Below are 21,436 nucleotides of genomic sequence, written 5' to 3' on the forward strand. Positions count from 1 at the left end.
GAACGGAGATTGAGAAATTGTCGGTCGACTTTCTCTCGCACCAACGGCATCCGGGCGTGATGGAAAATTTCAATGCCTTCGTCGACGGCCTGTCCGCCGCCGTCTTTTTCAAGGTGCCGCTCTTTGGCGCGCAGATCGAACTGATCGTGCTCTATCTGGCGCTGCCGATGCTGTTCTTCACCCTGTGGCTGGGCTTTCCCAATATCCGCCATGTCGGGCGCGCGATCCGCATCCTGCGCAGCCAGCCGCAGCATGGCGAGGCGAAGGGCGATGTCAGCCAGTGGGCGGCGCTTTCCACCGCGCTGTCGGGCACGATTGGCCTGGGCAATATCGCGGGCGTCGCCGTGGCGCTGACCATGGGCGGTCCCGGTGCGATATTGTGGATGTTCATCATCGGCTGGTTCGCGATGACGGTGAAGATGGCGGAGGTGACGCTGGGCCTGAAATATCGCGTGTTCGACAGTCGCGGTCATGTGCATGGCGGTCCGATGTATGTGCTCAAAGCCGTGGGCGCGGCGCGGGGCTGGCCGAAACTGGGGCTGGTATTGGGCGGGGCCTATGCCTTCTTCGCCTTGTTCGGCGCGATCCCGATGGTGCAGGTGAATCAGAGTTTCGCGCAAGTGAAGGTCGTCACTGGCCTGACCAATGGCTGGGCCTATGGCGTGTTCCTGGCCGGCGCGGTGGCGCTGGTGACGCTGGGCGGCGCGGCCTGGCTGGGCGAGGTGTCGAAGCGGCTGACCCCGATCAAGGTGGCGGTTTATCTGGGCGGGGTCGCGGCGATCCTGATCCTGCATATCGGCGAGATACCCGGGGCGCTGGCGCTGATCTGGAACGGGGCGTGGAGCGGCGACGCGGCGACCGGGGGCGCGGTGGGCGCCTTCGTCGCGGGGATGCGGCGCGCGGTGTTCGCCAGCGAGGCGGGCGTCGGGTCGGCGGTGATGGCGCATAGTCTGGCGCGGACCAAGCATCCGGTGTCGGAAGGACTGGTCGCGCTGCTGGAGCCCTTGCTCGGCACGATGATCGTTTGTGCGTTCGGCGGGCTGGCGCTGGTCGTGGCGGGCACATGGAATGGCGGGCTGGAGGGGATTGCGATCACGTCGGCCGCCTTCGCGCAGGTATCGCCATGGTTCCCATGGCTGCTGGCGGTGGTGGTGTTCCTGTTCGCCTATTCGACGCTGGTGGCCTGGGGCTTTTATGGATTGCAGGCCTGGGGCTATCTGTTCGGCAATGGCCCGAAGGCGCAGTGGACGTACAAGATTCTCTATGTCGTCGCCCTGCCCCCGGCGGCGGCGATCGACCTGGGCCGCGTGGTCGGAATCGTCGACAGCAGCTTCTTCCTGATGGCCATTCCCAATGTCATCGCGCTGTACCTGTGCGCCGGGGAATTGCGGCGGGATGTGCGCGACTATCTGGATGGGCAAGAGGCTTAACTTCGCATATTTCCCGCCAAATGCGACATGATGTTACGCGGGCGTGATCCTATCGGAAAGCCGCCAACAGGCCGCCAGTAGGTAGCAGCGAGCAACAATGACGTGCCCCTGTCGGCTGCCGTTCCCCGGCGAAGGCCGGGGTCCAGTTGCGAGCGTGGAACTGGACCCCGGCCTTCGCCGGGGAACGGCTGAGGTAGCGGATTTCGGTCATGTAGGACAGAAACGAAAAGGCCCCGCACCTTTCGGGGCGAGGCCTGTTCGTCGTGCAGACGGTCAGATCGTCAGATCTTGTCGCCCAGGGCGCCCTTGACCGATCCGGCGACGTCCTGCGCCGTGCCCTTGGCCTTTTGCGCCTTGCCTTCGGCTTCCAGACGTTCGTTGTCGGTCGCCTTGCCGATGCCTTCCTTGATGGAACCAGCGGCCTTGTTGCCTGCGGCCTTCAGCTTGTCGGTTGCTTCGCCCATGTCGATACTCCTTGGCTAGGGTGTTGGAGTATCAACGAGAGGCGGCACAAAGGGTTTCCGCCGATACGAAGCCGAAACGAAATATCAGAGCGGCTTCTCGTAAATCTGATAGATCTTGTTCACCGTGCTGTTGATGGCGTCGGCAATGGCGTTCATGCCCTGATTGTCGTCCAGCACCCAGCCGATCTCGCCACGGGTCGAACCATAATGGGCCACCGCTTCCAGGCGGATCGTTTCGATCATCATGAAGGCCAGCTGGCTGGCCATGCGTGAGCTTTGCAGTCGTTGCACCACGCCCATCAACGGCACGCGCATCGTGCGCGCCTTGGGCTTGCGCAGCCATTTCAACAGCTTGATGAAGCCGAAGGGGAAGAGCGACCCGTTCAACGACTTGGTCGCTTCATTCAGGTCCGGCAGCGTCATCATGAAGGCGACCGGTTCGCCGTCCAGTTCGGCGATCATGATCAGATCCTCGAACACGATCGGCTTCAATTTCTTGCCGGTATGGGCGACTTCATCGTCCGTGATCGGCACGAAGCCCCAATTATTGCCCCATGCGTCATTCAGGATCGACAGGATGATCGCGGCTTCCTTGTCGAATTTCGACTTGTCGACCTTGCGGATCGTGATGCGCGGGCTTTTCTCGCCCGACTGGATGATCCGCTGGATCAGCGGCGGGAAGCTTTTCGTGATGTCCAGCTCATAGGTTTTGAGCTGCTTGGCCGGGACATAGCCAGCCCCTTCGATCATCGCCTGATAAGCGGAGCTGTTATGGCCCATCATCACCGTGGGCGGATGGTCATGACCGGCGATCAACAGGCCCGGCTCTTCCCAGATGGAGAGCGAAATCGGCCCCAGCACGCGGGTCATGCCCTTGGCGCGCAGCCAATCCTCGGCCGTGGCGATCAGCGCCTTGGCCGTCGCGTCATCCTCCGCCTCGAACAGGCCGAAATTGCCGGTGCCCGGCCCCATGCCCTGCTCGACCGGCTGCTCAAGCGCCAGATGATCGATATGGGCGGAAATGCGGCCAACCACCTGGCCATTGCGACGGGCGAGGAAATATTGCGCTTCGGCATGGCCGAAAAAGGGGTTCTTCCCCGGCGTCAGCAATTCCTTCACTTCGGCCTTCAATGGCGGCACCCAATTGGGATCATTGGCATAAAGCCGCCAGGGCAGGTCGATAAAAGCCTTCAGGTCGGCCTTGCCGGAAACGGGGGTGATGACCAGATCGTTATGCGCCACGGGTGCCGCCTTGAAAGAAAAATGGAGTGCGGTGCAGTTCGGCGCTTGTTTGCGGAATGTCAATCACGCGCCGCGTTCAGGCGGATAACATGGTGAATATGTCATGGTGCTGCCATGATATCAGCGCATTTGGAGGCTAGGACCGCCCGCATGACAGTGCATGATCCCATTCTTGCCGCCGCGCAGCGGGCGCGAGCGGCCATTCCCGACGATACCGCCATGCTGCGCGCCGCGGCCGATTTGACGCGGGCCTATTCGACCGCCAATCCGCGTATCTACTGGTTCGACCTGCTGGCATCCGCGCTGGTCGGTTGGGGCGCGATGGCTGGCGCGATTCTGATCGACAATGTGGCGATCGCCCTCGCCTGCGCGCTCGTGTCGATGCTGGCGCTCTATCGTGCGGCCAGCTTCATCCATGAGCTGACCCATATCCGCAAGGGCGCCCTGCCCGGCTTCCGGTTCGCCTGGAACCTGATCGTCGGCGTGCCGCTGATGATCCCGTCCTTCATGTATGAAGGCGTACATACCCAGCATCACCAGCGCACCCGCTATGGCACGGCGGAAGATCCCGAATATCTGCCGCTCGCGCTGATGAAGCCCTGGTCGCTGCCCTTGTTCATCATCGTCGCGTCGCTGGCGCCGATCGGCCTGATCCTGCGCTTTGGGGTGCTGACGCCGCTGTCGCTGCTGATCCCGGCGTTGCGCGCCAAGGTGGTGGCGGAATTTTCGGCCCTGTCGATCAACCCCGCCTATCGCCGCCGCGCGCCCGAAGGCGAGTTTGCGCGCCAGTGGGCAGCCCAGGAAGCAGGCGCCAGCCTGTTCGCGCTGGCGCTGGTCGGCAGCGTTTTCGCCTTCGGCTGGAAGCCCTTGCTGGTCTATATGGCGATCCATTCGGCCATGACCGTCATCAACCAGCTGCGCACGTTGGTCGCGCATCTGTGGGAGAATGAGGGCGAGCCGATGACCGTGACGGCGCAATATCTGGACTCGGTCAATGTGCCGCCGCCCGGCACCCTGCCCGCTTTGTGGGCGCCGGTGGGCCTGCGCTATCATGCGCTGCATCACCTGTTGCCGAGCGTGCCCTATCATGCGCTGGGCAAGGCGCATGCGCAGCTGATCGCGACGCTGGACGCGCAATCGCCCTATCATCGGGGCAATTACAAGGGGATGCTGCCGCTGGTCGGCAAGATCGCCCGGAGTACGATGGCGGCGCGTTGAGCCGGATCCGGTTCACGCGGAGACGCAGAGGGGATCGGAAGTTGCGGTCATATCTTGTGAACGTTCCTCGGCGAAGTTGATGGGAGTCACGTGCCTCCCATCAAGGGTCCAGTCCCACGCTCTGAACTGGACCCCGGCCTTCGCCGGGGAACACTCAATCTGAGTTGCTCCGCGCCTCTGCGGCTCCGCGCGAATAAAATAATTCGGTTGCGGGTTGAAACCCGATTTGAGGCAATTATATCGGGGTGGTTCCGGTCTTTCCCCTCCCCCCTAAAGAGGATCGGAACGCCCCCTCTGGAAGGCCCCGCGCGACGTCCCTTGGTCGCCGGGGCCTTTTTATTTGGGGCGCGGGCATCTCAGGCCGGCGATGTACCTGTTCTTTGTTTTCCGTGATTTCCGAGCCGTGCAATGGTCCATTGCACTCGAAATCACTCTTCCGTGCGGAAGAGGACCGTTTCGCCCACCAGCAGGAACAGGAAGAAGGGCGCCCAGGCTGCCAGCACCGGCGGATAAGCGCCCAGGCTGCCCATCGCGAGCGAGAAATTGTCCGCGACGAAATAGGCAAAGCCCAGCGCCATGCCCAGCACCGCGCGCATGAACAGCTGCCCCGACCGCGCGAGGCCAAAGGCCGCGACCGACCCCAGGATCGGCATCAGCAGCGCGGACAATGGCCCGGACAGCTTGTGCCACAGGCTGCCTTCCAGTTCGGCGGTGGGGCGGCCGGCGTCATGCAGGTCGGAAATCGCCGCCTCCAGCTCGCGGAAGGTCAGCGCGTCGGGATCGACCTTCGCCAGCGTGAACTGGTCGGGGCGGATGTCGCGGCCGAAACGGACGGTGCCCACATTGGTGACGGTGCCACGCGCCACATCGAATTGCCGCGCGCCTTCCAGCAGCCAGCTCTTGCTCGCCGCGTCATAATGGCCCTTGGGCGCCTGAACGATGGTGGTCAGACTGTTGTTGATGCGATTGTAGATCTGCACCTTGCGCAACTGCACCTGCGTGCCGCGCCCCGCGACGATCGCCGCATTGACCAGATTATTGCCGTCGCGCACCCAGGGATTGCTCTTCACCCCGCTGTCGGGCGGGATCGGGCCATAATCCACCGCTTCCCATGCGCTCAGCGCCGCCGTCGATCGGGCAACGATCCGTTCGTTGAAGACGAAGCTGATGACCGATACGCCCAGCGCCGCCAGCACCAGCGGCGCCAAAATCTGATGCGCGGACAGACCCGCCGCCTTCATCGAGATGATTTCGCTATTCTGGTTGAGCGTCGCCAGCATCACCAGCGTGCCGAGCAGCACGGAGAAAGGCAGGAAGCGCGCGATGATCTGCGGCGCGCGCAGGCCGACATAATGCCATAATTGCGCGTCGCCATTGCCGGGATAAGCCAGCACGTCGCCCGAATTGCCGAGCAGGTCGAGCGTCTGGAGGACGACCACCAGCAATGCCAGCACGGCAAAGGTCCGGGTCAGGAACAGGCGCGCCATATAGAGGCTGATCTGGCGCGAGGGGAAGAAGTTGAACTGCATGGGTCAGGCCGCTCCTTGTCCGGCGACGTCCGCATCGGCGGGCGCACGGCGTCGGCCAAAGCGCAGCAGGCGCACGATCTGCTTGCCCAATTTGGAGAAGGCGACTTCCAGCGCGCCGATCGGCTGACCGCCGGGGCGGTTGGCGATCACATGATACATCCACAGCACCAGACCCGACGCGAGCAGGAACGGTCCCCATAGCGCGATGATCGGATCGACCTTGCCCAGCGCGCCGACGCCTTCGCCATATTGATTGATCTTGTGATAGGTCACGATGAAGATGATCGAGAGGAACACGCCCAGCGCCGATGTCGATCGCTTGGGCGGGATCGCGAAGGCCAGCGCCGCGAGCGGCAGCAGGAACATGAACACCACTTCGACCATGCGGAAATGGAAATTGGCGCGCACTTCGGCCTTCAGCTTGTCGGGCGTGGCCGGGCTGCGGCCGATCACCATCAGTTCGGGAATCGTCTTTTCCCGGTCGACGTCGCGGCCGCGGAAATTCTCGATCTGCGGCAGGTCGATCGGCAGGTCATGGCTGGAGAAGGACAGGATGCGCGGCGTCTTATATTTGGGTCCGTCATTGACCAGCACGCCGTTGCGCAGGCGGAAGATGATGACGTCCGGGTCGTCGGTGGCAAGGAAAGTGCCCTGCGCCGCCGTCACCGCGACCGACTGGCCATCCTTGCCGACCGCGCGGACGAAGATGCCCTGCAGATTGCGGCCTTCATCCTTGCTGCGTTCGATGCGCATGGTCATGCGCTTGCCCAGATTGGTGAATTCGCCGACCTTGATCGAGGCCCCCAGCGCGCCGGAGCGCAGCTCGAAACGCAGCGCTTCATAGGCGTGGCGCGACAAGGGCTGAACGAAGCCGACGATGCCGAAATTGAGCAGGGCCAGAGCGATGCAATAGAGATAGGGTACGCGCAGCAGCCGGCCGTAGGACAGACCCACCGCGCGCATCACGTCCAGCTCCGACGACAAGGCCAGCTTGCGGAAGGCGAGCAGGATGCCGAGCATCAGCCCGATCGGGATGCCGAGCGAGAGATATTCAGGCAGCATATTGGCGAGCATGCGCCACACGACGCTGACCGGTCCGCCTTCCGCCGCGACGAAATCGAACAGGCTGAGCATCTTGTCGAGGACAAGCAGCATCGCGGCGATCACCAGCGTACCCAGCATGGGCACCGCGATCAGGCGGGCGAGATATCGGTCGGTGGCGGTCAGCATTCTCTAAGTCGTCGTCCCATCACCATGTTTTGGCCGCAAACCCATCCCATATGCGAGTCAGGTAGAAAAGCGGGGCGAACAGGGGCTCGCCGTCCGGTCCATATCGGCGGCTATAGCTTCCAGGAGTCTGATGGTCATGATAAAAGTTGCAATGGGTCTGATGGTTGGGGCAGCGATGGTCGCGGCAAGCCCGGTCATGGCCCATGGCCAGGAAATTTCGAACGATCTGGAACGCTGCGGCGCGGATGCGCGCGGGCCGGCGGTGCTGGTCGATGTGCGCGGTTTCGTGGCGGCCACCGGCAAGGTGCGCATCCAGTCCTATCCCGCGACGCGGGCGGCCTGGCTGGCCAAGGGCGAATGGCTCAATCGAATCGATACGGCGGTGAAGCCCGCCAATGGCACGATGCGCTTTTGCGTGCCGGTGCCCAAATCGGGCGAATATGGCATCGCCGTGCGGCATGACCGCGACGGCAATGGCAAGACCGACATTTCGCGGGACGGCGGCGGATTTTCCAACAATCCGGCGATCAGCATCTTCAATCTGGGCAAGCCCGGCGTGGAGAAGGCGGCCTTTCATGTTGGGCCGGGCGTGACGAAAATCACGATCAACCTCAAATATATGTGATCGAAAAGCCATGGTAAGCGTCGCCCTATTGTCCAATCCGAAATCCACGGGCAACCGGCAGACGCTTCCGCGCGTGCGCAGTTACTGCGCCAGCAACCCGGACATCTTCCATTATGAGGTGGAGCAGGTCGACCAGATCGGCCGGGCGTTCCAGACGATCGCCCGCGTCGATCCGGTCGTCATCGTCATCAATGGCGGCGACGGCACGGTGCAGGCGTCGCTGACCGAACTTTATCAGGGTGAGCATTTCAAGGGCCGGGTGCCGCCGATTGCGGTGCTGCCCAATGGCAAGACCAACCTGATCGCGCTCGACCTGGGCATCCATGGCGACCCGATCAAGGCGCTGGAGCGGATCGTGCAGATCGCCAAGGCGGGCGTCGACGATCATGTCGTCGCGCGCGAGCTGATCGCTTTGTCCGACGGCGCGGTCGGCAGCCGGCCGGTGCTGGGCATGTTTCTGGGCGGCGCGGGCCTGGCCGATTACATGCTCTATTGCCGCAACCAGATTTATCCGCTCGGCCTGTCCAATGGCCTCAGCCATGTCATCACCGCGATCGCGGTGGTGTTCTCGCTGCTGTTCGGCATTCGTGCCAAATTCCTGCCGCCGTCGAGCCGGCCGGTCAGCATATCGCTGATCCGCGAAGGCCAGTTGGTCGGGCGCTTCGCCGTGTTGATCGTGACCACGCTGGAGCGATTGCTGCTGGGCGTGGACCCGGGCGACAGCCGGCGCGGCAATATGAAGCTGATGGCGGTGGACCAGAGCCTACCCGCCCTGTTCCGCCTGATCTGGGCCAGCCTGTTCAAGCGGGTGGGCAAGCACAAGATGCAGGGCATCCATCTGGAACAGGGCGACGTCATCCGCATCGAGGGCGACCGCAGCAGCGTAATCCTGGACGGCGAATTGTTCGAAGCGTCGGAAGGCAAGCCGATCGTGTTGCGCTCCACCCAGCCGGTGCCGTTTTTGCGACTGGCGGCTTAGGGCCGGGATTTCGGCGGGATTGGGTAATTCCCCATGTTAACCCTCCCGTTTCCGGGAGGGTTAACATGGCCATTTCTGGTCGCGACCCGATACTCTTGCCATTCCGGAACCTGGGCCTGCCTGCGCTGCTCTTGCGCCAACGACTCGTAACGCGATGGCGCTCCGCGAGCGCGAAGGCAGCCCCCATTGCTCGACAAGCCGCTTTCCGGGCAAGAAATGCACAACGCAGCCCCCGTTTCTGCAACAAGCCGTCCTGCCGGCGCCCGGCGCTTGCACCCCCCGCCCATTTGCGCCAGCAGGCGGGAAGAGAAATATCCTGGGGAGCGATAGGATCATGAGCTGGACACGCCGCAAGCCGATGGAGGCGATGACGCCCAGGGACGCCGGGCATCAAATGGCGCGCACATTGTCCTGGCCGCACCTCCTCGCGCTGGGCGTCGGCGCGATCGTGGGCACCGGCATTCTGACTCTGATCGGCGTCGGTGCGGATCGCGCCGGCCCGGCCGTGCTGCTCTCCTTCGCCATTGCCGGCGCGATCTGCGCCTGCGCCGCGCTCGCCTATGCCGAACTGTCGACCATGATGCCGGCGGCGGGCAGCGCCTATAGCTATTCCTATGTCGTGCTGGGCGAAGGCATCGCCTGGATCGTGGGCTGGTCGCTGATCCTGGAATATAGCCTGGTCGTATCGACCGTGGCGGTCGGCTGGTCGGGCTATGCCGCGCCGCTGCTGACCCCGCTGGGCTTTCCGAGCGCCCTGACGCAGGGGCCTGAACTGGGCGGCCTCATCAACCTGCCCGCCATCTTCATCATCGCGGTAGTCGCCGGCCTGCTGATGTTCGGCACGCGCGAAAGCGCGCGGCTGAACACCATCCTGGTCCTCATCAAGATCGTGACCTTGAGCCTGTTCGTCGCCTACGCCCTGCCCGCTTTCGATGCCGCCAATCTCGAACCCTTCATGCCCTTCGGCTTTGCCAAGCATATGGGGCCGGACGGCGTCGAGCGCGGCGTGATGGCCGCCGCCGCCATCATCTTCTTCGCCTTCTACGGCTTCGACGCCATTTCGACCGCAGCGGAAGAGGCCAAGAACCCCGACCGCGACCTGGCCATCGGCATCGTGGGATCGCTGATCGTCTGCACCCTCATCTACGTCCTCGTCGCCGCAGCGGCGATCGGCGCCCTGCCCTTCACCCGCTTTGCCGACAGCCCGGAACCGCTGGCGCTGATCCTGCGTGAAATGGGCCAGGGCGGGATCGCCCGCATCGTCGCCATCGCCGCGGTGATCGCGTTGCCGACCGTGCTGCTCGGCTTCCTCTATGGCCAGAGCCGCATCTTCCTGGTCATGGCGCGCGACGGCTTCCTGCCGCAGAGCCTCGCCAAAATCTCGAAGCGCGGCACGCCTGCGCGCATCACCATCGTCACCGCAATTCTGGTGTCGATCATCGCCGGCGTCCTGCCCATCGACGAGATCGCGGCGCTGGCCAATGCCGGCACGCTGATCGCCTTCACCGCCGTGGGCCTGTGCCTCCTCGTCCTGCGCAAGCGCGCGCCCGACCTGCGCCGCCCCTTCCGCACGCCTGCCGCCTGGTTCGTCGGCATCGGCGCCATCGCGGGCTGCGCCTATCTGTTCCTCAGCCTGCCGATGAAGACGATCATCGCCTGCGCCATCTGGAACGCCATCGGCCTGCTGGTCTATTTCCTCTATGGGCAAAAGCGGGCCGACGCGGTGCGGTAGAGCATTTTAACGTCCGCTGACACAGCGGACGGCTCGCAAAATGCGGAAACCCAAACCGCCGAGCCACTGGCCTTTTCCATGCGCGCGCACTACATGGCCGCGCATGGGACGCTTTTCGAAAATGCACGGGCTGGGCAATGATTTCGTCGTGATCGACGCGCGCGCAGGCGATGTCGCGATGACGCAGGCGCGCGCCCGCGCCATTGCCGATCGCCATGCCGGGATCGGCTGCGACCAGCTGATCCTGATCGGCAAGAGCGATGACGCCGACGTGTCGATGCAAATCTTCAACGCCGATGGCAGCGAAGTGGAAGCCTGCGGCAACGCAACCCGCTGCGTGCCCCTGTTCGTCGGCCGCGACGTGCTGATCCGCACCAAGGCCGGCCTGCTCGATGCCAAGTCGGTCGATGGCGGCGCCAGCGTCGACATGGGCGCGCCCCGCTTCGACTGGGACGCGATCCCGCTCGCCTATCCCATGGACACGCTGACCATGGGCGCCAGTTGGGAAGACCTGCCCGCGCCTGCCGCCGTCAATGTCGGCAACCCGCATGTGATCTTCTTCGTGGACGATCTGGACGCCCTGGACTTCGACCGCCTCGGCCCGTTGATCGAAAATGATCCGCTGTTTCCCGCGCGCGTGAACGTGAACTTCGCGCAAGTCGTTGGCGACAATCATATCCGCCTCGTCGTGTGGGAACGCGGCGCCGGCCTGACCCGCGCCTGCGGTACCGGCGCCTGCGCGACCGCCGTCGCCGCGATCCGCCGGAAACTCATCGCCGGCCCCGTCACCGTCAGCCTGCCCGGCGGCGACCTGACGATCGATTGGGCGCCCGGCGGCACGATCCGCATGACCGGCCCCGCCACCCATGTCTTCGACGGCGAGGCCGACTGGTCGCGTTTCTGAGCCTATGGCCGGCCCCGACATCATCACCATGGGCTGTCGCCTGAACATCGCGGAGAGCGAGGCGATCCGCGACATGGCGGCCGGTCAGGACGACTTGATCGTGGTCAACAGCTGCGCCGTCACTGCCGAGGCGGTGCGCCAGACCCGCCAGGCGATCCGCCGCGCCAAGCGGGAGCGCCCTGACGCCCGCATCCTCGTCACCGGCTGCGCGGCGCAAACCGAGCCGCAGACCTTCGCCGCCATGGCAGAAGTGGATGGCGTGATCGGCAACCGGGAGAAGATGGAGGCCGACACCTACCTCTCGTCATCCCAGCAGAAGCGGGGATCTCTCTTTTCTTCTCCGCACGAAGGAACTGAGATGCCAGCCTTCGCTGGCATGACGGAGAAGGTGAAGGTGTCCGACATCATGGCCGTGCGCGACACCGCGCCGCACATGGCGTCCGCCTTCGCCGACCATGCCCGCGCCTTCTTGGAGGTACAAAATGGCTGCGACCATCGCTGCACCTTCTGCATCATTCCCTATGGCCGGGGGAATAGCCGCTCCGTCCCCGCCGGCGCGGTGATCGACAAGGCGAAGCAGCTGGTCGATGCGGGCTATGGCGAAATCGTGCTGACCGGCGTGGACGTCACCAGCTATGGCCCCGACCTGCCGGGCAGCCCGTCGCTCGGCCTGCTGATCGAGCGCATATTGAAGGGCGTGCCCGACCTTCCCCGCCTGCGCCTGTCCTCGATCGACAGCGTGGAGATAGACGAGCGCCTGTTCGATCTGATCGCCCACGAACCGCGCATGATGCCGCATCTTCATTTGTCCTTGCAGGCCGGCGACGACATGATCCTCAAGCGCATGAAGCGCCGCCACGGCCGCGCCGACGCGATTGCCATCGTGCAGCGCGTCAAGGCAGCGCGCCCCGCCATCAGCATCGGCGCCGACATCATCGCCGGCTTTCCGACCGAGGATGAGGCAATGTTCGAAAACAGCCTCGCGCTGGTGAGCGAATGCGACATCGTCCACGGCCATATCTTCCCTTATTCGCCGCGCACCGGCACGCCTGCCGCTCGCATGCCGCAAGTCGATCGCACGGTCATAAAGGCCCGCGCCGCCCGCCTGCGCGACGCCTGCGCCGCCGGCCGCGACGATTGGCTGCGCAGCCTGATCGGCACCAGCCAGTCGGTGCTGGTCGAACGCAGCGGCCTGCATGGCCATGCCGAAAATTTCGCGCCAGTGCGCTTCACATCGGCTAAGCCCCCCTCATCCATCGTCCGCGCCACCATCACGGCGCTTGAGAATGGCGCCCTGATCGCGCAAGAGGCAGCATAATGACAGATACCGGCACCAGCTGGCGCGACCGCCTTTTCGGCGGGCTGAAGCGCACGTCCGACAAGCTCGGCGACAATCTCACCGGCCTTTTCTCCAAGGCCGCGCTCGACGCGCAGACCCTCGACGAGATCGAGGAAGCGCTGATCATGTCCGACCTTGGCCCCGCCATGGCCGCGCGCGTGCGCGATCGCCTGGCCGAAGGGCGCTTCAACAAGGAACTGACCGAGGAATATCTGCGCGAGATCATCGCGGAGGAAATCGAGAAGACGCTGGCCCCCGTCGCCCGCCCGCTGGAGATCGAGGCCTTTCCGCGCCCGCAGGTGATCCTGGTGATCGGCGTCAACGGATCGGGCAAGACCACCACCATCGCCAAGCTGGCCAATAATTTCCTGGAGCAGGATTATGGCGTGATGCTGGCGGCGGGCGACACGTTCCGCGCGGCGGCCATCGGCCAGCTCAAAGTCTGGGCCGAGCGCCTTGGCATCCCGATCGTCGCGGGCAAGGAAGGCGGCGACGCGGCCGGCATCGTATTCGATGCGGTCAAGCAGGCGACCGAAACCGGCATCGACGTGCTGATCGTGGATACCGCCGGCCGGCTTCAGAACAAGACCGAGCTGATGGACGAACTGGCCAAGGTGCGCCGGGTGCTGGGCCGATTGAACCCGGCCGCCCCGCACGACGTTGTGCTGGTTCTGGATGCCACCACGGGACAGAATGCGTTGAACCAGATCGAAGTCTTCAAGGAAACCGCGCAGGTGACGGGGCTGGTCATGACCAAGCTGGACGGCACCGCGCGCGGCGGCGTGCTGGTCGCGGCGGCCGAGAAATTCCGCCTGCCCATCCATGCCATCGGCGTGGGCGAAAAGATCGAGGATCTGCGCCCCTTCGATCCGGGCGACATGGCGCGCGCCATCGCGGGGACGGCCTATGCGCGGTGAAACCTCTTACTCGTCATGCCAGCGCAGGCTGGCATCTCTCTTCCTTTTGAAAAATGAGATCCCAGCCTTCGCTGGGATGACGGAGCAAAATTGATGGCTGATACCAAGCCCGCGCATAACGGCACGCTCAGCCTCGCCCTCGATTTCGGGCCGCTGCTGGTCTTCTTCCTGACCTATAAGGGCGCGGGATGGATCTGGGGGGCCGGCAATCCGATCACTGCCATGACCGTCGGCACCGCCGCCTTCATGCTCTCGATCGTGGTCGCGGTCATCATATCGAAGGTGAAGCTGGGCCGCGTATCGCCCATGCTCTGGCTGTCGGCGCTCCTGATCCTCTTCTTCGGTGGCCTCACCATCTATTTCCACGATCAAAGCTTCATTCAGATCAAGCCGACGATCATCTACACCTTCTTCGCCTTCATGCTGTTCGCCGGCCTGCTGCGCGGCAAACCGCTGCTGAAATATCTGCTTCAGGCCGCCTATGACGGGCTGACGCATGAAGGCTGGCTGAAATTGTCGCGCAACTGGGCGCTGTTCTTTGTCGCCATGGCGGTCGCGAATGAAGTGATGCGCCGCTCCATGACGTTCGACACTTGGCTGGCGGTCAAGGTATGGGGCGTGACCATCGTATCGGTCGTTTTCGCCGCCGCGAACATCCCGATGCTGATGCGCCATGGCCTGACGCTGGGCGATGGCCTGGACAGCGAAGAGGTGGGTGAGACGACCCCGCCGCAGGGCTGAGGCGAAACGTCAAATCCTACGGAAATCGTCCGATTTCTGCAATCGTTTCGCAATAGGCACATATTGGTTTTCTTGGGCGTTGGGTGCGCATATGGGAAGCGACGGAGGCGTCCACGCCCCGCATGGACCATATGATCGAACGGCTGCGCCCTCGTCTTGCGCGGCCGCCCCATAACGAACCCGAGGAGTTCCGCCATGGCCTTTGTTCTGCCTGATCTTCCCTACGCCAAGGACGCCTTCGGCGATATCCTGTCGGTCGAAACCTTCGACTTCCATCATGGCAAGCATCACAATGCCTATGTCGTGAAGGCCAACGAACTGGTCGCCGCCGACGTCGCGCTTCAGGGCAAGTCGCTCGTCGAACTGATCAAGACCGCCAAGGGCGGCCTGTTCAACCAGGTCGGCCAGATCTGGAACCACACCTTCTACTGGAACTCGCTGTCGCCGGTGAAGACCGCGCCGACCGGCGAACTGCTCGCCAAGATCGAAGAAGCCTTCGGTTCGGTGGACGCGCTGATTGAAAAGCTGAAGGCGGAGGCCGTCGGCCATTTCGCCAGCGGCTGGGCTGCGCTGATCCTGAAGGACGGCAAGCTGGAAGTGACCAGCTATCATGACGCCGACACCCCCGTCGCGCATGAAGGCCACGCGCCGCTGCTGATCCTCGATGTGTGGGAACATGCCTATTATATCGACTATCGCAACCTGCGCCCGGCCTATGCCGAAAAGCTGTTGAAGGAAGCGATCAACTGGGACTTCGCAGCCCAGAACCTGGACGGCGAAGGCGCCAGCCGCGCCGACCAGCCGGCCTGACAAGATAAAGGGACCGGCCGCCGATAGGTGGCCGGTCCCTTTCTACTTCTGCCCCGCGACGATATCGAAGCGGGATGAGCCTGAGCTATAGGAAGCGCTCCCCGGCGCAGGCCGGGGTCCAGTTTCACGCTCTGATCTGGACCCCGGCCTGCGCCGGGGAACGCTCCGGGTGCGCCAACTTCATCGTTACTCCATCACGATCAGGCCGCTGCCAGTTGCGTGACGAACTGGTCCGCCGCCCGCTGCAATATCTGCGCCGTCTGCGACAGGCTGGACGCCGCGCTCGACACCCGGCCGGACAGGCTTTCCGTGTCGCGCGCCACATCGGCCACATCCCCCATCTGACGCGTCATGCTTGCGGCATCCTGCGCCGTATCCCGCGCGGATTCCCCGATCGCACTGGTGGCGTCCCGCTGATCGGCCACGGCCCGCTGAATTTCGTCGGCCGCGCCTGCCAATTGCTCCACCACGCCAGCGACCTCCGATAGCGCTTCGCGCGCCACGCCGGCGCCTTCCCGCGCGGACCAGGCAAGGGCGTGAATCTCGCCCGTCGCATTGGCGGCCTGTCCCGCCAGTTGCTTGACCTCGCCCGCCACCACCGCAAAGCCCCGGCCGACATCGCCAGCCCGCGCCGCCTCGATCGTGGCGTTGAGCGCCAGCAAATTGGTGCGCGCGGCAATCTCCGTAATCGAATCGGCGAAGCTGGTGATGGAGGTGGTGCGCCCTTCCAGGTCGTGCACGGCCTGATGGCCGGTGGTCGACACACGCTGCGCCTCCCCGCCCAGCACCGCCTGCTGGTGCGATGCAGATGCGATCGCCGCGATCGATTCCGACAGTTGGTCGATGCGCCGCGCCAGCATGGCGGCGTTGGCGGAGGATTGTTCGGCGATCGCCACCGTTTCTTCCGTGCCCGCGCTCGCACGCTGGGCCAGTTGGTTGAGTTGCCGTGCGGAGTCGTCCAGTTCCTGCGCCGCAGCGCCCACCGATCCGACGATTTCCGACACCGACTGCCGGAAATCCCGTACCAATGCCATGGTCGCCGATCGCCGATCTTCGGCCATGCGCATCTTTTCGGCCTCCTGCTGGCTGCGCAGCTGCGCAGCACGCACATCCACGGCCCGGCTGGCGGTCATCGCCGCTTCGGCCGCATCGCGCCCCTTTTCCGCTTCCTGCGCCAGTTCGCCCGCCTGCACCACATGGCCATCCAGCGCCAGCAGCATCCCGCGCAACCGCACGGTCAGATAGCAAAGCACGGCCGCCTGCAACACGACGGCGACGGCATGGATCGCCACCCGCCCGACATTGGCCTGATCCGGGAAGACCCAGGCCGGCAGAAGAAAGTTGAGGATGAGGTGATGCACCGCCGTCAATGCCGCAGCCAATATGATCGGCCGCCAGTCGTACAGCAGCGTCAGCCCGGCCAGCGCCACGAAGAAGAACATATGGGCGTCCATCTGCCAGCCATGGCCGGACAGGAGGTAGAGGCCGATGGCCGGCTGTACCGCGGCCAGCGTACCCACGATCATCCGCGTCTCCAACCCTTCGCGCTGGCGCATCACCTGGATGGTCGGGAGGATGTTCACGATCGCGGACAGAAACAGCGCCCGGCCGCCATGCTGCACAGGCAGGAACAGGCCGCCCAGACCGATCGCCACGGTCCACCACCAATTGGCGAACAATAGGATACGCAGGCCCTGCAACCGCAGCCGGTCCAGACTGGTCATGGCGTTCATCAGGCCGGCGCTCCGCATCCGCCCATCTGCGCCGACAGGGCGATCACGCCCCGGCTCAACAGCGCAGGGGCGAGCGTGTCCCGTTCGCCATCGACCAGCAAGGATCCCGGCCATGGGCCTTTGGCCACCAGCCGCGCGCCTCCCGCCACGGCGACGGACGCTACCGACGCCCTCGCCCCATCGGTCAGGGGCAGGAGGAGCATCCGGCCGCTGGCAGGCGGTACGGCGTACAGGCCGAGCAAGCCGAAAAGGATCAGGGCGCATTGCGCCGCCAGAGGCAGGCCGCGTCGAAGGGATGCAGGGAGAGGCATTGCCTCCGTTTAGGCGGGATTGGTAAGAATAATATTAAGGATGGGGCGCAACGTTCAGGCCCAGCGCCTCGGCCAGTTCATCCAGATCGGCCCCAGGGCGAACCAGCAGCCAGTCGCGGCTGGCCGCGCCATCCACCACCGTCACCGCGCCGCGCGGGCAGATGCCCAGGCAATTGACCTCCACGATGCCCGCCGCCGCCTTGCGCCCCTTCTTCAACGACAGATGCTTGCGCAGCGCCTTGGCCAGCCGTTCGCCGCCGCCCGGCCCGAAGCCGCCGTCCAGCTTCTTGGAACATTTGCGGCAAATGAGCGCCACATTGGACCAGTTGGACCGGACCTGATCCTTCAATCCGCTGCTCCTCGCGGTTTCCAGGTCCGCCGTTCCTCTGCCGCGCGCAGCACTTCATAGGCGGCCTGGATCGCCTGGAACCGGACGGCAGCGTCGCTGTCGCCGGGCTTCACATCGGGATGATATTCCTTGGCCAGCCGACGCCAGCTTTTCTTCACCGCGTCGAAACCGGCATCATCCTCCAGCTCCAGTGCCTTGAGCGCATGGAGTTCGTCACGCGATCGGCTGCCGTCGCCCGGCCCACCCCAGCTATGATAGGCGCTGGACTGGTATCCGCCGGCATCGCGCCGCTCGGCCTTTTCCCGCGATGCGCGTTCTTCCTCGTCCAGGCCCTGAAAATAATCCCAGTTGCGATTATATTCGCCGGCATGTTCGGGGCAGAAATACCAGCGTTCCGGGCTGTTGGGCGATTTGGGTGCGGGGCAGTCGCCCGGCTGGTCGCAGCCATAGCGGTCGCACATGCGCACGCGCTGCGCCTCACGCGCTGCACCATAGGCACGCCAGCGGGGAAAGCCCCAGTCATTGGATCGGCTATTTCTTGCCATTGCCCCGAATTAGGGAAGGTGCGGGCGGAAAGCCAGCCCAGCCGCCGATTTTGCAGCGGAAAATGCCAGAGGGCCTGTAAGCCGGGTTCTGTCCACCCCGATAAAGGGGATAGGCGACCATTCCTCTAGGGACCGGATTGCTCCGTTCCTCAAGCAACCAACCCGGGCGATCTCGGTCGAAACAGACCTAGCAGTCGAAACTGCGCGCCGCCCCTATTCGGTCTTGCTCCCGGTGGGGTTTACCGTGCCGCCTTGCGTTGCCGCAGACGCGGTGCGCTCTTACCGCACCCTTTCAATTTCGCGGGGCCGAAACCTTCGCGACCTGCTTTCTGTTGCACTGTCCCTTGGATCACTCCAGCCGGTCGTTAACCGGCACCGTCATTTCGTGGAGCCCGGACTTTCCTCGCCGTGGAAGTTACCCGCCACGCCGCGGCCGCCCGGCCCTCTGGCGGGATGGGCCTTAGACCGATTTTCCGGCCCCGTCATCCCGCTTATTCGTCCCCGCGTGGTTTGGGCAGCAGCAAGGCCAGCAGGATGGCGCGACATTCGCCGCAAATGACTCCGTCGATCAGTTCCGGCCGGAAACGGCGCTGGAACGCGACCACCGCCGCCTTGGGATCGGCAATATCATAGCCGAACCGTTCGAGCGCCAGCATGAAGCCGCTGTCGGTCCATTGCGGGTCCATCAGATTCTTGGTCGGGCGTGGCAGTGCCAGCCGCAGTCGCGCCAATTGCGCCCAGGGAAACAGTTCGCCCGGATCCTGCTTGCGCGCCGGCGCGATATCGCTGTGGCCCACGATATTGCCGCGGGTGATCTTGTGCCGCTGGACGATGGTGTGGACCAACGGGATCAGCGATCCCATCTGCGTCTCCGGGAACGGGCGATAACCCCATTCATGGCCGGGATTGACGATCTCTATGCCGATGCTGGCAGAATTGATGTCATCGACGCCGCGCCAGTGCGATCGGCCCGCATGCCAGGCGCGCTTGGCCTCATCGACCATGCGGATGACCTGCCCGTCCTCCGTCACGACATAATGGGCCGACACCTTCGATTCCGGGTTCGCCAGCCAGTTGATGGCGCTCGCCGCGTCGGGCATGCCGGTATAGTGCAGCACCAGCATCGTGATCGGCAGGCTGCGGTCGTCATAATTGGGCGACGGCGTATCGATCATGGGCATGTCGGTCATCGGAAAAGGCCAGTCACTTGCAGCGGCTCGGTCATCGCACCCTTCCGGCCCGCCCCTCTGGCGGCCTGTGCAGGACCATGGCCGAGACGCGCGCAGCAATCAAGCAGGGTTAATGCTGAAGAAGGCGCTTCATCCGGCCCGCCGTATCGACCCACCGGCATGATGGGGCGCCAGTGCCAGCGCCTTGGGCGCATAGCCGCCACGAAAATCGGGATGGGGCAGGAAATCGTCGCCCTGCCCGATCACCGTCTCACCCGCGCCCAGCAGCAGCACCGATCCGGCATGGCTGTGCCGGGCCAGCAGTCGCAGCACCTCTCCACGCCGCGCGGGCGTGAAATAGAGCAGCACGTTGCGGCATAGCAGCAGATCATATGCACCCGATGGCGCGCGCGGATCGAACAGATTGTCGCGGCGGAAATCGATCATCCGGCGCAATTCGGGATTCGCGCGCCAATCCTCGCCATGCGGCTCGAACCATTTGATGAGGTCGCCCACGCCCAGACCGCGCTGCACATCCATTTGCGAAAATATGCCCGAACGCGCCTGCTCGATCGCGGCGGTGGAAATGTCGCTCGCCAATATCTCGATGCGCCATCCCTGCCAGCGTTCGGCATCGTTGCGCAGGCGGATCGCCAGCGAATAGGCCTCCTGCCCAGTCGAGCAGCCCGCGCTCCAGATGCGCAGCGTGCGATCCTGCCGCTCCTCCCGGATGCGCGGCAGGATCTGGCGATGGATCATGTCGAAAATTTGGAGATCGCGAAAGAAGCTGCTTTCATTGTTGAGCAGCGCGTTGACGACATCCTCGTCCAGTCGCGGATCATGTTTTCGCAGCAACCGCGCGGCCAGATCGTCGATTGTCTGTAACCCGTGCGTGCGCAGCACGGGGCGCAACGCGGTTTCCATCCGCCAGGCGCGGCCTTCCGACAGCACCTGTCCGGTGCGCGCTTCCAGCAATCCGGACAGGATCCGTGCGGCACCCTGAAAAGCGGTGGTTTCGGCGGGCGGCAGCGGCATCAGGCGGAAACCTTTCCACGACGCGCGACGAAATTCATGATCGCCAGCGGCTCCATCACGGCGCAGGTCAGTCCCGCGCCGGCGACCGATCCCGGCATGCCCCACACAACGCTGCTCGCCTCGTCCTGCGCCACGATCCAGCCCCCCGCCGCTACGATCTCGCGCGCGCCCAGCGTGCCGTCGCGGCCCATGCCGGTCAGGACGATACCGGCCGCACCCGCCCCATAGACGTCCGCCATGCTGGCAAACATCGGGTCCACGCCGGGCAGGTTACCCGCCGGCGTCCGTTCGGGATTGAGCAGGATCACCACCCGGCCATGCAGGCTGCGGCGCAACTGGATATTCGCGTCGCCCGGCGCGACATAGACGGTATCGGGCGCCAGCACGTCGCCGGTTTCCGCGACCTTCACCTTCAGGCTGGTCATGCGCGACAATTGCTGCGCGAAATAGACGGTGAAGCTGGCCGGCAGATGCTGGGTCAGCAACACCGGCACGCCCAATGGCGCCGCCAGCCCTTCAAACAGCTGGCCCAGTGCATGGATGCCACCGGTCGACGCGCCGATGCCGACACAGGCAAGCTGCGCGCCGGTTTCGTTCATCGGCACGGGTTGGGGCACGCGTGGCAGCGACGGCGCCTCCGGCCAGTCGCCGAACAGGCGGTTCAGGCGCCCGATCAACGCTTCGGGGAATTGCTCGCCAAAACTGCCGCTGCCCGGTTTGGACACGATATCGCTGGCGCCCAGGGCCAGCGCCTCGATAGCCGCGGCGCTGCCCTCTTCGCACTTGCCAGACAGGATCGCGACTTTGACCTGCGGATTGGCGCGCAGAATCTGGGGCAATGCCGCCAGACCGCTTTGCCCCGGCAGTTCGATGTCCAGCAGCACCAGATCGACGACATGGTCGACCAGATAGTTCAGCGCATGTTCGGCGCTGTTCGTCTTGTGGACGACGCTATAGCCCGAATCGGCGTTGAGGATGCGTTCGATCACCGTCCGCACGACGACCGAATCGTCGACGACCAGCACGCGCACGACAGGTCGTGCGTCACCATGACTGGTCATTATCGGCATCATCGCGGTCATTTCGGGGCTTTCTGCGCGGAAGGATCAACGGAAAATCGGCGGCACTCCTGGA

At 64.3% G+C, this 21,436-nt stretch carries 21 protein-coding genes and 1 other RNA gene; 10 read left to right on the forward strand and 12 right to left on the reverse strand.

Annotated features, from left to right (window positions below; translation table 11 throughout):
- The first annotated feature begins 59 nt into the window (after positions 1-59).
- On the forward strand, positions 60-1,430 hold the full coding sequence (locus F4U95_RS04220; protein WP_150424782.1) for an alanine/glycine:cation symporter family protein: 1,371 nt from the start codon (positions 60-62) through the stop codon (positions 1,428-1,430).
- A gap of 281 nt (positions 1,431-1,711) precedes the next feature.
- Here the strand turns inward: F4U95_RS04220 and F4U95_RS04225 are convergent, their stop codons facing one another.
- Positions 1,712-1,894: a CsbD family protein gene (locus tag F4U95_RS04225; RefSeq protein WP_120249439.1), complete on the reverse strand. Its 183-nt coding sequence runs from the start codon at positions 1,892-1,894 to the stop codon at positions 1,712-1,714.
- Between the two features lie 84 nt (positions 1,895-1,978).
- Complete coding sequence (locus F4U95_RS04230) at positions 1,979-3,136, reverse strand: N-acetyltransferase (RefSeq protein ID WP_150424683.1); 1,158 nt, start codon at positions 3,134-3,136, stop codon at positions 1,979-1,981.
- 150 nt (positions 3,137-3,286) lie between these two features.
- Between F4U95_RS04230 and F4U95_RS04235 the strand changes: the two genes are divergently transcribed.
- Positions 3,287-4,354, forward strand: a complete 1,068-nt coding sequence (locus F4U95_RS04235) for a fatty acid desaturase family protein (protein ID WP_150424684.1) — start codon at positions 3,287-3,289, stop codon at positions 4,352-4,354.
- 428 nt (positions 4,355-4,782) lie between these two features.
- On the opposite strand, the gene lptG is transcribed toward F4U95_RS04235, so the two are convergent.
- Positions 4,783-5,883: an LPS export ABC transporter permease LptG gene (lptG, locus tag F4U95_RS04240; RefSeq protein WP_120249437.1), complete on the reverse strand. Its 1,101-nt coding sequence runs from the start codon at positions 5,881-5,883 to the stop codon at positions 4,783-4,785.
- A gap of 3 nt (positions 5,884-5,886) precedes the next feature.
- The gene (lptF, locus tag F4U95_RS04245) at positions 5,887-7,113 is read right to left on the reverse strand and encodes an LPS export ABC transporter permease LptF (protein ID WP_150424685.1); all 1,227 of its coding nucleotides are present in this window, start codon (positions 7,111-7,113) and stop codon (positions 5,887-5,889) included.
- 130 nt (positions 7,114-7,243) lie between these two features.
- Here lptF and F4U95_RS04250 point away from each other — a divergent pair, with 130 nt between their 5' ends.
- The 8 genes from F4U95_RS04250 to F4U95_RS04285 all read left to right on the forward strand — a co-directional run bounded on the left by F4U95_RS04250 (position 7,244) and on the right by F4U95_RS04285 (position 15,160).
- Positions 7,244-7,738 (forward strand): DUF2141 domain-containing protein, encoded by a 495-nt coding sequence (locus F4U95_RS04250; RefSeq protein ID WP_120249435.1) that lies wholly within the window; start codon positions 7,244-7,246, stop codon positions 7,736-7,738.
- A gap of 10 nt (positions 7,739-7,748) precedes the next feature.
- Positions 7,749-8,717: a diacylglycerol/lipid kinase family protein gene (locus F4U95_RS04255; RefSeq protein WP_120249434.1), complete on the forward strand. Its 969-nt coding sequence runs from the start codon at positions 7,749-7,751 to the stop codon at positions 8,715-8,717.
- Between the two features lie 334 nt (positions 8,718-9,051).
- Positions 9,052-10,449, forward strand: coding sequence for an amino acid permease (locus tag F4U95_RS04260; RefSeq protein WP_150424686.1), 1,398 nt, complete (start codon positions 9,052-9,054; stop codon positions 10,447-10,449).
- A gap of 103 nt (positions 10,450-10,552) precedes the next feature.
- Entirely contained in the window at positions 10,553-11,353 is an 801-nt protein-coding gene (dapF, locus tag F4U95_RS04265) for a diaminopimelate epimerase (protein ID WP_150424687.1), read from the forward strand.
- A gap of 4 nt (positions 11,354-11,357) precedes the next feature.
- Entirely contained in the window at positions 11,358-12,671 is a 1,314-nt protein-coding gene (gene mtaB / locus F4U95_RS04270; protein ID WP_150424688.1) for a tRNA (N(6)-L-threonylcarbamoyladenosine(37)-C(2))-methylthiotransferase MtaB, read from the forward strand.
- Complete coding sequence (ftsY, locus tag F4U95_RS04275; protein WP_120249430.1) at positions 12,671-13,609, forward strand: signal recognition particle-docking protein FtsY; 939 nt, start codon at positions 12,671-12,673, stop codon at positions 13,607-13,609. Before mtaB ends, ftsY begins: the two co-directional genes overlap by 1 nt.
- 93 nt (positions 13,610-13,702) lie before the next feature.
- On the forward strand, positions 13,703-14,350 hold the full coding sequence (gene ispZ, locus F4U95_RS04280; protein ID WP_150424689.1) for a septation protein IspZ: 648 nt from the start codon (positions 13,703-13,705) through the stop codon (positions 14,348-14,350).
- Positions 14,351-14,545: 195 nt separating this feature from the next.
- Positions 14,546-15,160 carry a superoxide dismutase gene (locus tag F4U95_RS04285; RefSeq protein WP_120249428.1) on the forward strand — a complete coding sequence of 205 codons (615 nt, stop codon included), beginning with the start codon at positions 14,546-14,548 and terminating at the stop codon, positions 15,158-15,160.
- A gap of 200 nt (positions 15,161-15,360) precedes the next feature.
- Here the strand turns inward: F4U95_RS04285 and F4U95_RS04290 are convergent, their stop codons facing one another.
- The 8 genes from F4U95_RS04290 to F4U95_RS04325 form a co-directional block, all read right to left on the reverse strand.
- Entirely contained in the window at positions 15,361-16,893 is a 1,533-nt protein-coding gene (locus tag F4U95_RS04290; RefSeq protein ID WP_150424690.1) for a methyl-accepting chemotaxis protein, read from the reverse strand.
- Positions 16,893-17,204, reverse strand: a complete 312-nt coding sequence (locus tag F4U95_RS04295; protein ID WP_150424691.1) for a hypothetical protein — start codon at positions 17,202-17,204, stop codon at positions 16,893-16,895. Before F4U95_RS04295 ends, F4U95_RS04290 begins: the two co-directional genes overlap by 1 nt.
- A gap of 34 nt (positions 17,205-17,238) precedes the next feature.
- Entirely contained in the window at positions 17,239-17,577 is a 339-nt protein-coding gene (locus tag F4U95_RS04300; RefSeq protein WP_150424692.1) for a (2Fe-2S) ferredoxin domain-containing protein, read from the reverse strand.
- Positions 17,550-18,098, reverse strand: a complete 549-nt coding sequence (locus tag F4U95_RS04305) for a J domain-containing protein (protein WP_120249425.1) — start codon at positions 18,096-18,098, stop codon at positions 17,550-17,552. The genes F4U95_RS04300 and F4U95_RS04305 overlap by 28 nt, the downstream gene beginning before the upstream one ends.
- A gap of 61 nt (positions 18,099-18,159) precedes the next feature.
- Positions 18,160-18,547, reverse strand: an RNA gene (gene rnpB, locus F4U95_RS04310) — RNase P RNA component class A.
- Between the two features lie 42 nt (positions 18,548-18,589).
- Entirely contained in the window at positions 18,590-19,288 is a 699-nt protein-coding gene (locus F4U95_RS04315) for an N-acetylmuramoyl-L-alanine amidase (protein ID WP_150424693.1), read from the reverse strand.
- 129 nt (positions 19,289-19,417) lie between these two features.
- Entirely contained in the window at positions 19,418-20,302 is an 885-nt protein-coding gene (locus F4U95_RS04320; RefSeq protein ID WP_150424694.1) for a CheR family methyltransferase, read from the reverse strand.
- Positions 20,302-21,384 (reverse strand): chemotaxis protein CheB, encoded by a 1,083-nt coding sequence (locus F4U95_RS04325; RefSeq protein WP_150424695.1) that lies wholly within the window; start codon positions 21,382-21,384, stop codon positions 20,302-20,304. The genes F4U95_RS04320 and F4U95_RS04325 overlap by 1 nt, the downstream gene beginning before the upstream one ends.
- Between the last annotated feature and the right edge of the window lie 52 nt (positions 21,385-21,436).

The sequence above is a fragment of the Sphingobium limneticum genome (assembly GCF_008710165.1).
GTDB lineage: Bacteria > Pseudomonadota > Alphaproteobacteria > Sphingomonadales > Sphingomonadaceae > Sphingobium > Sphingobium limneticum.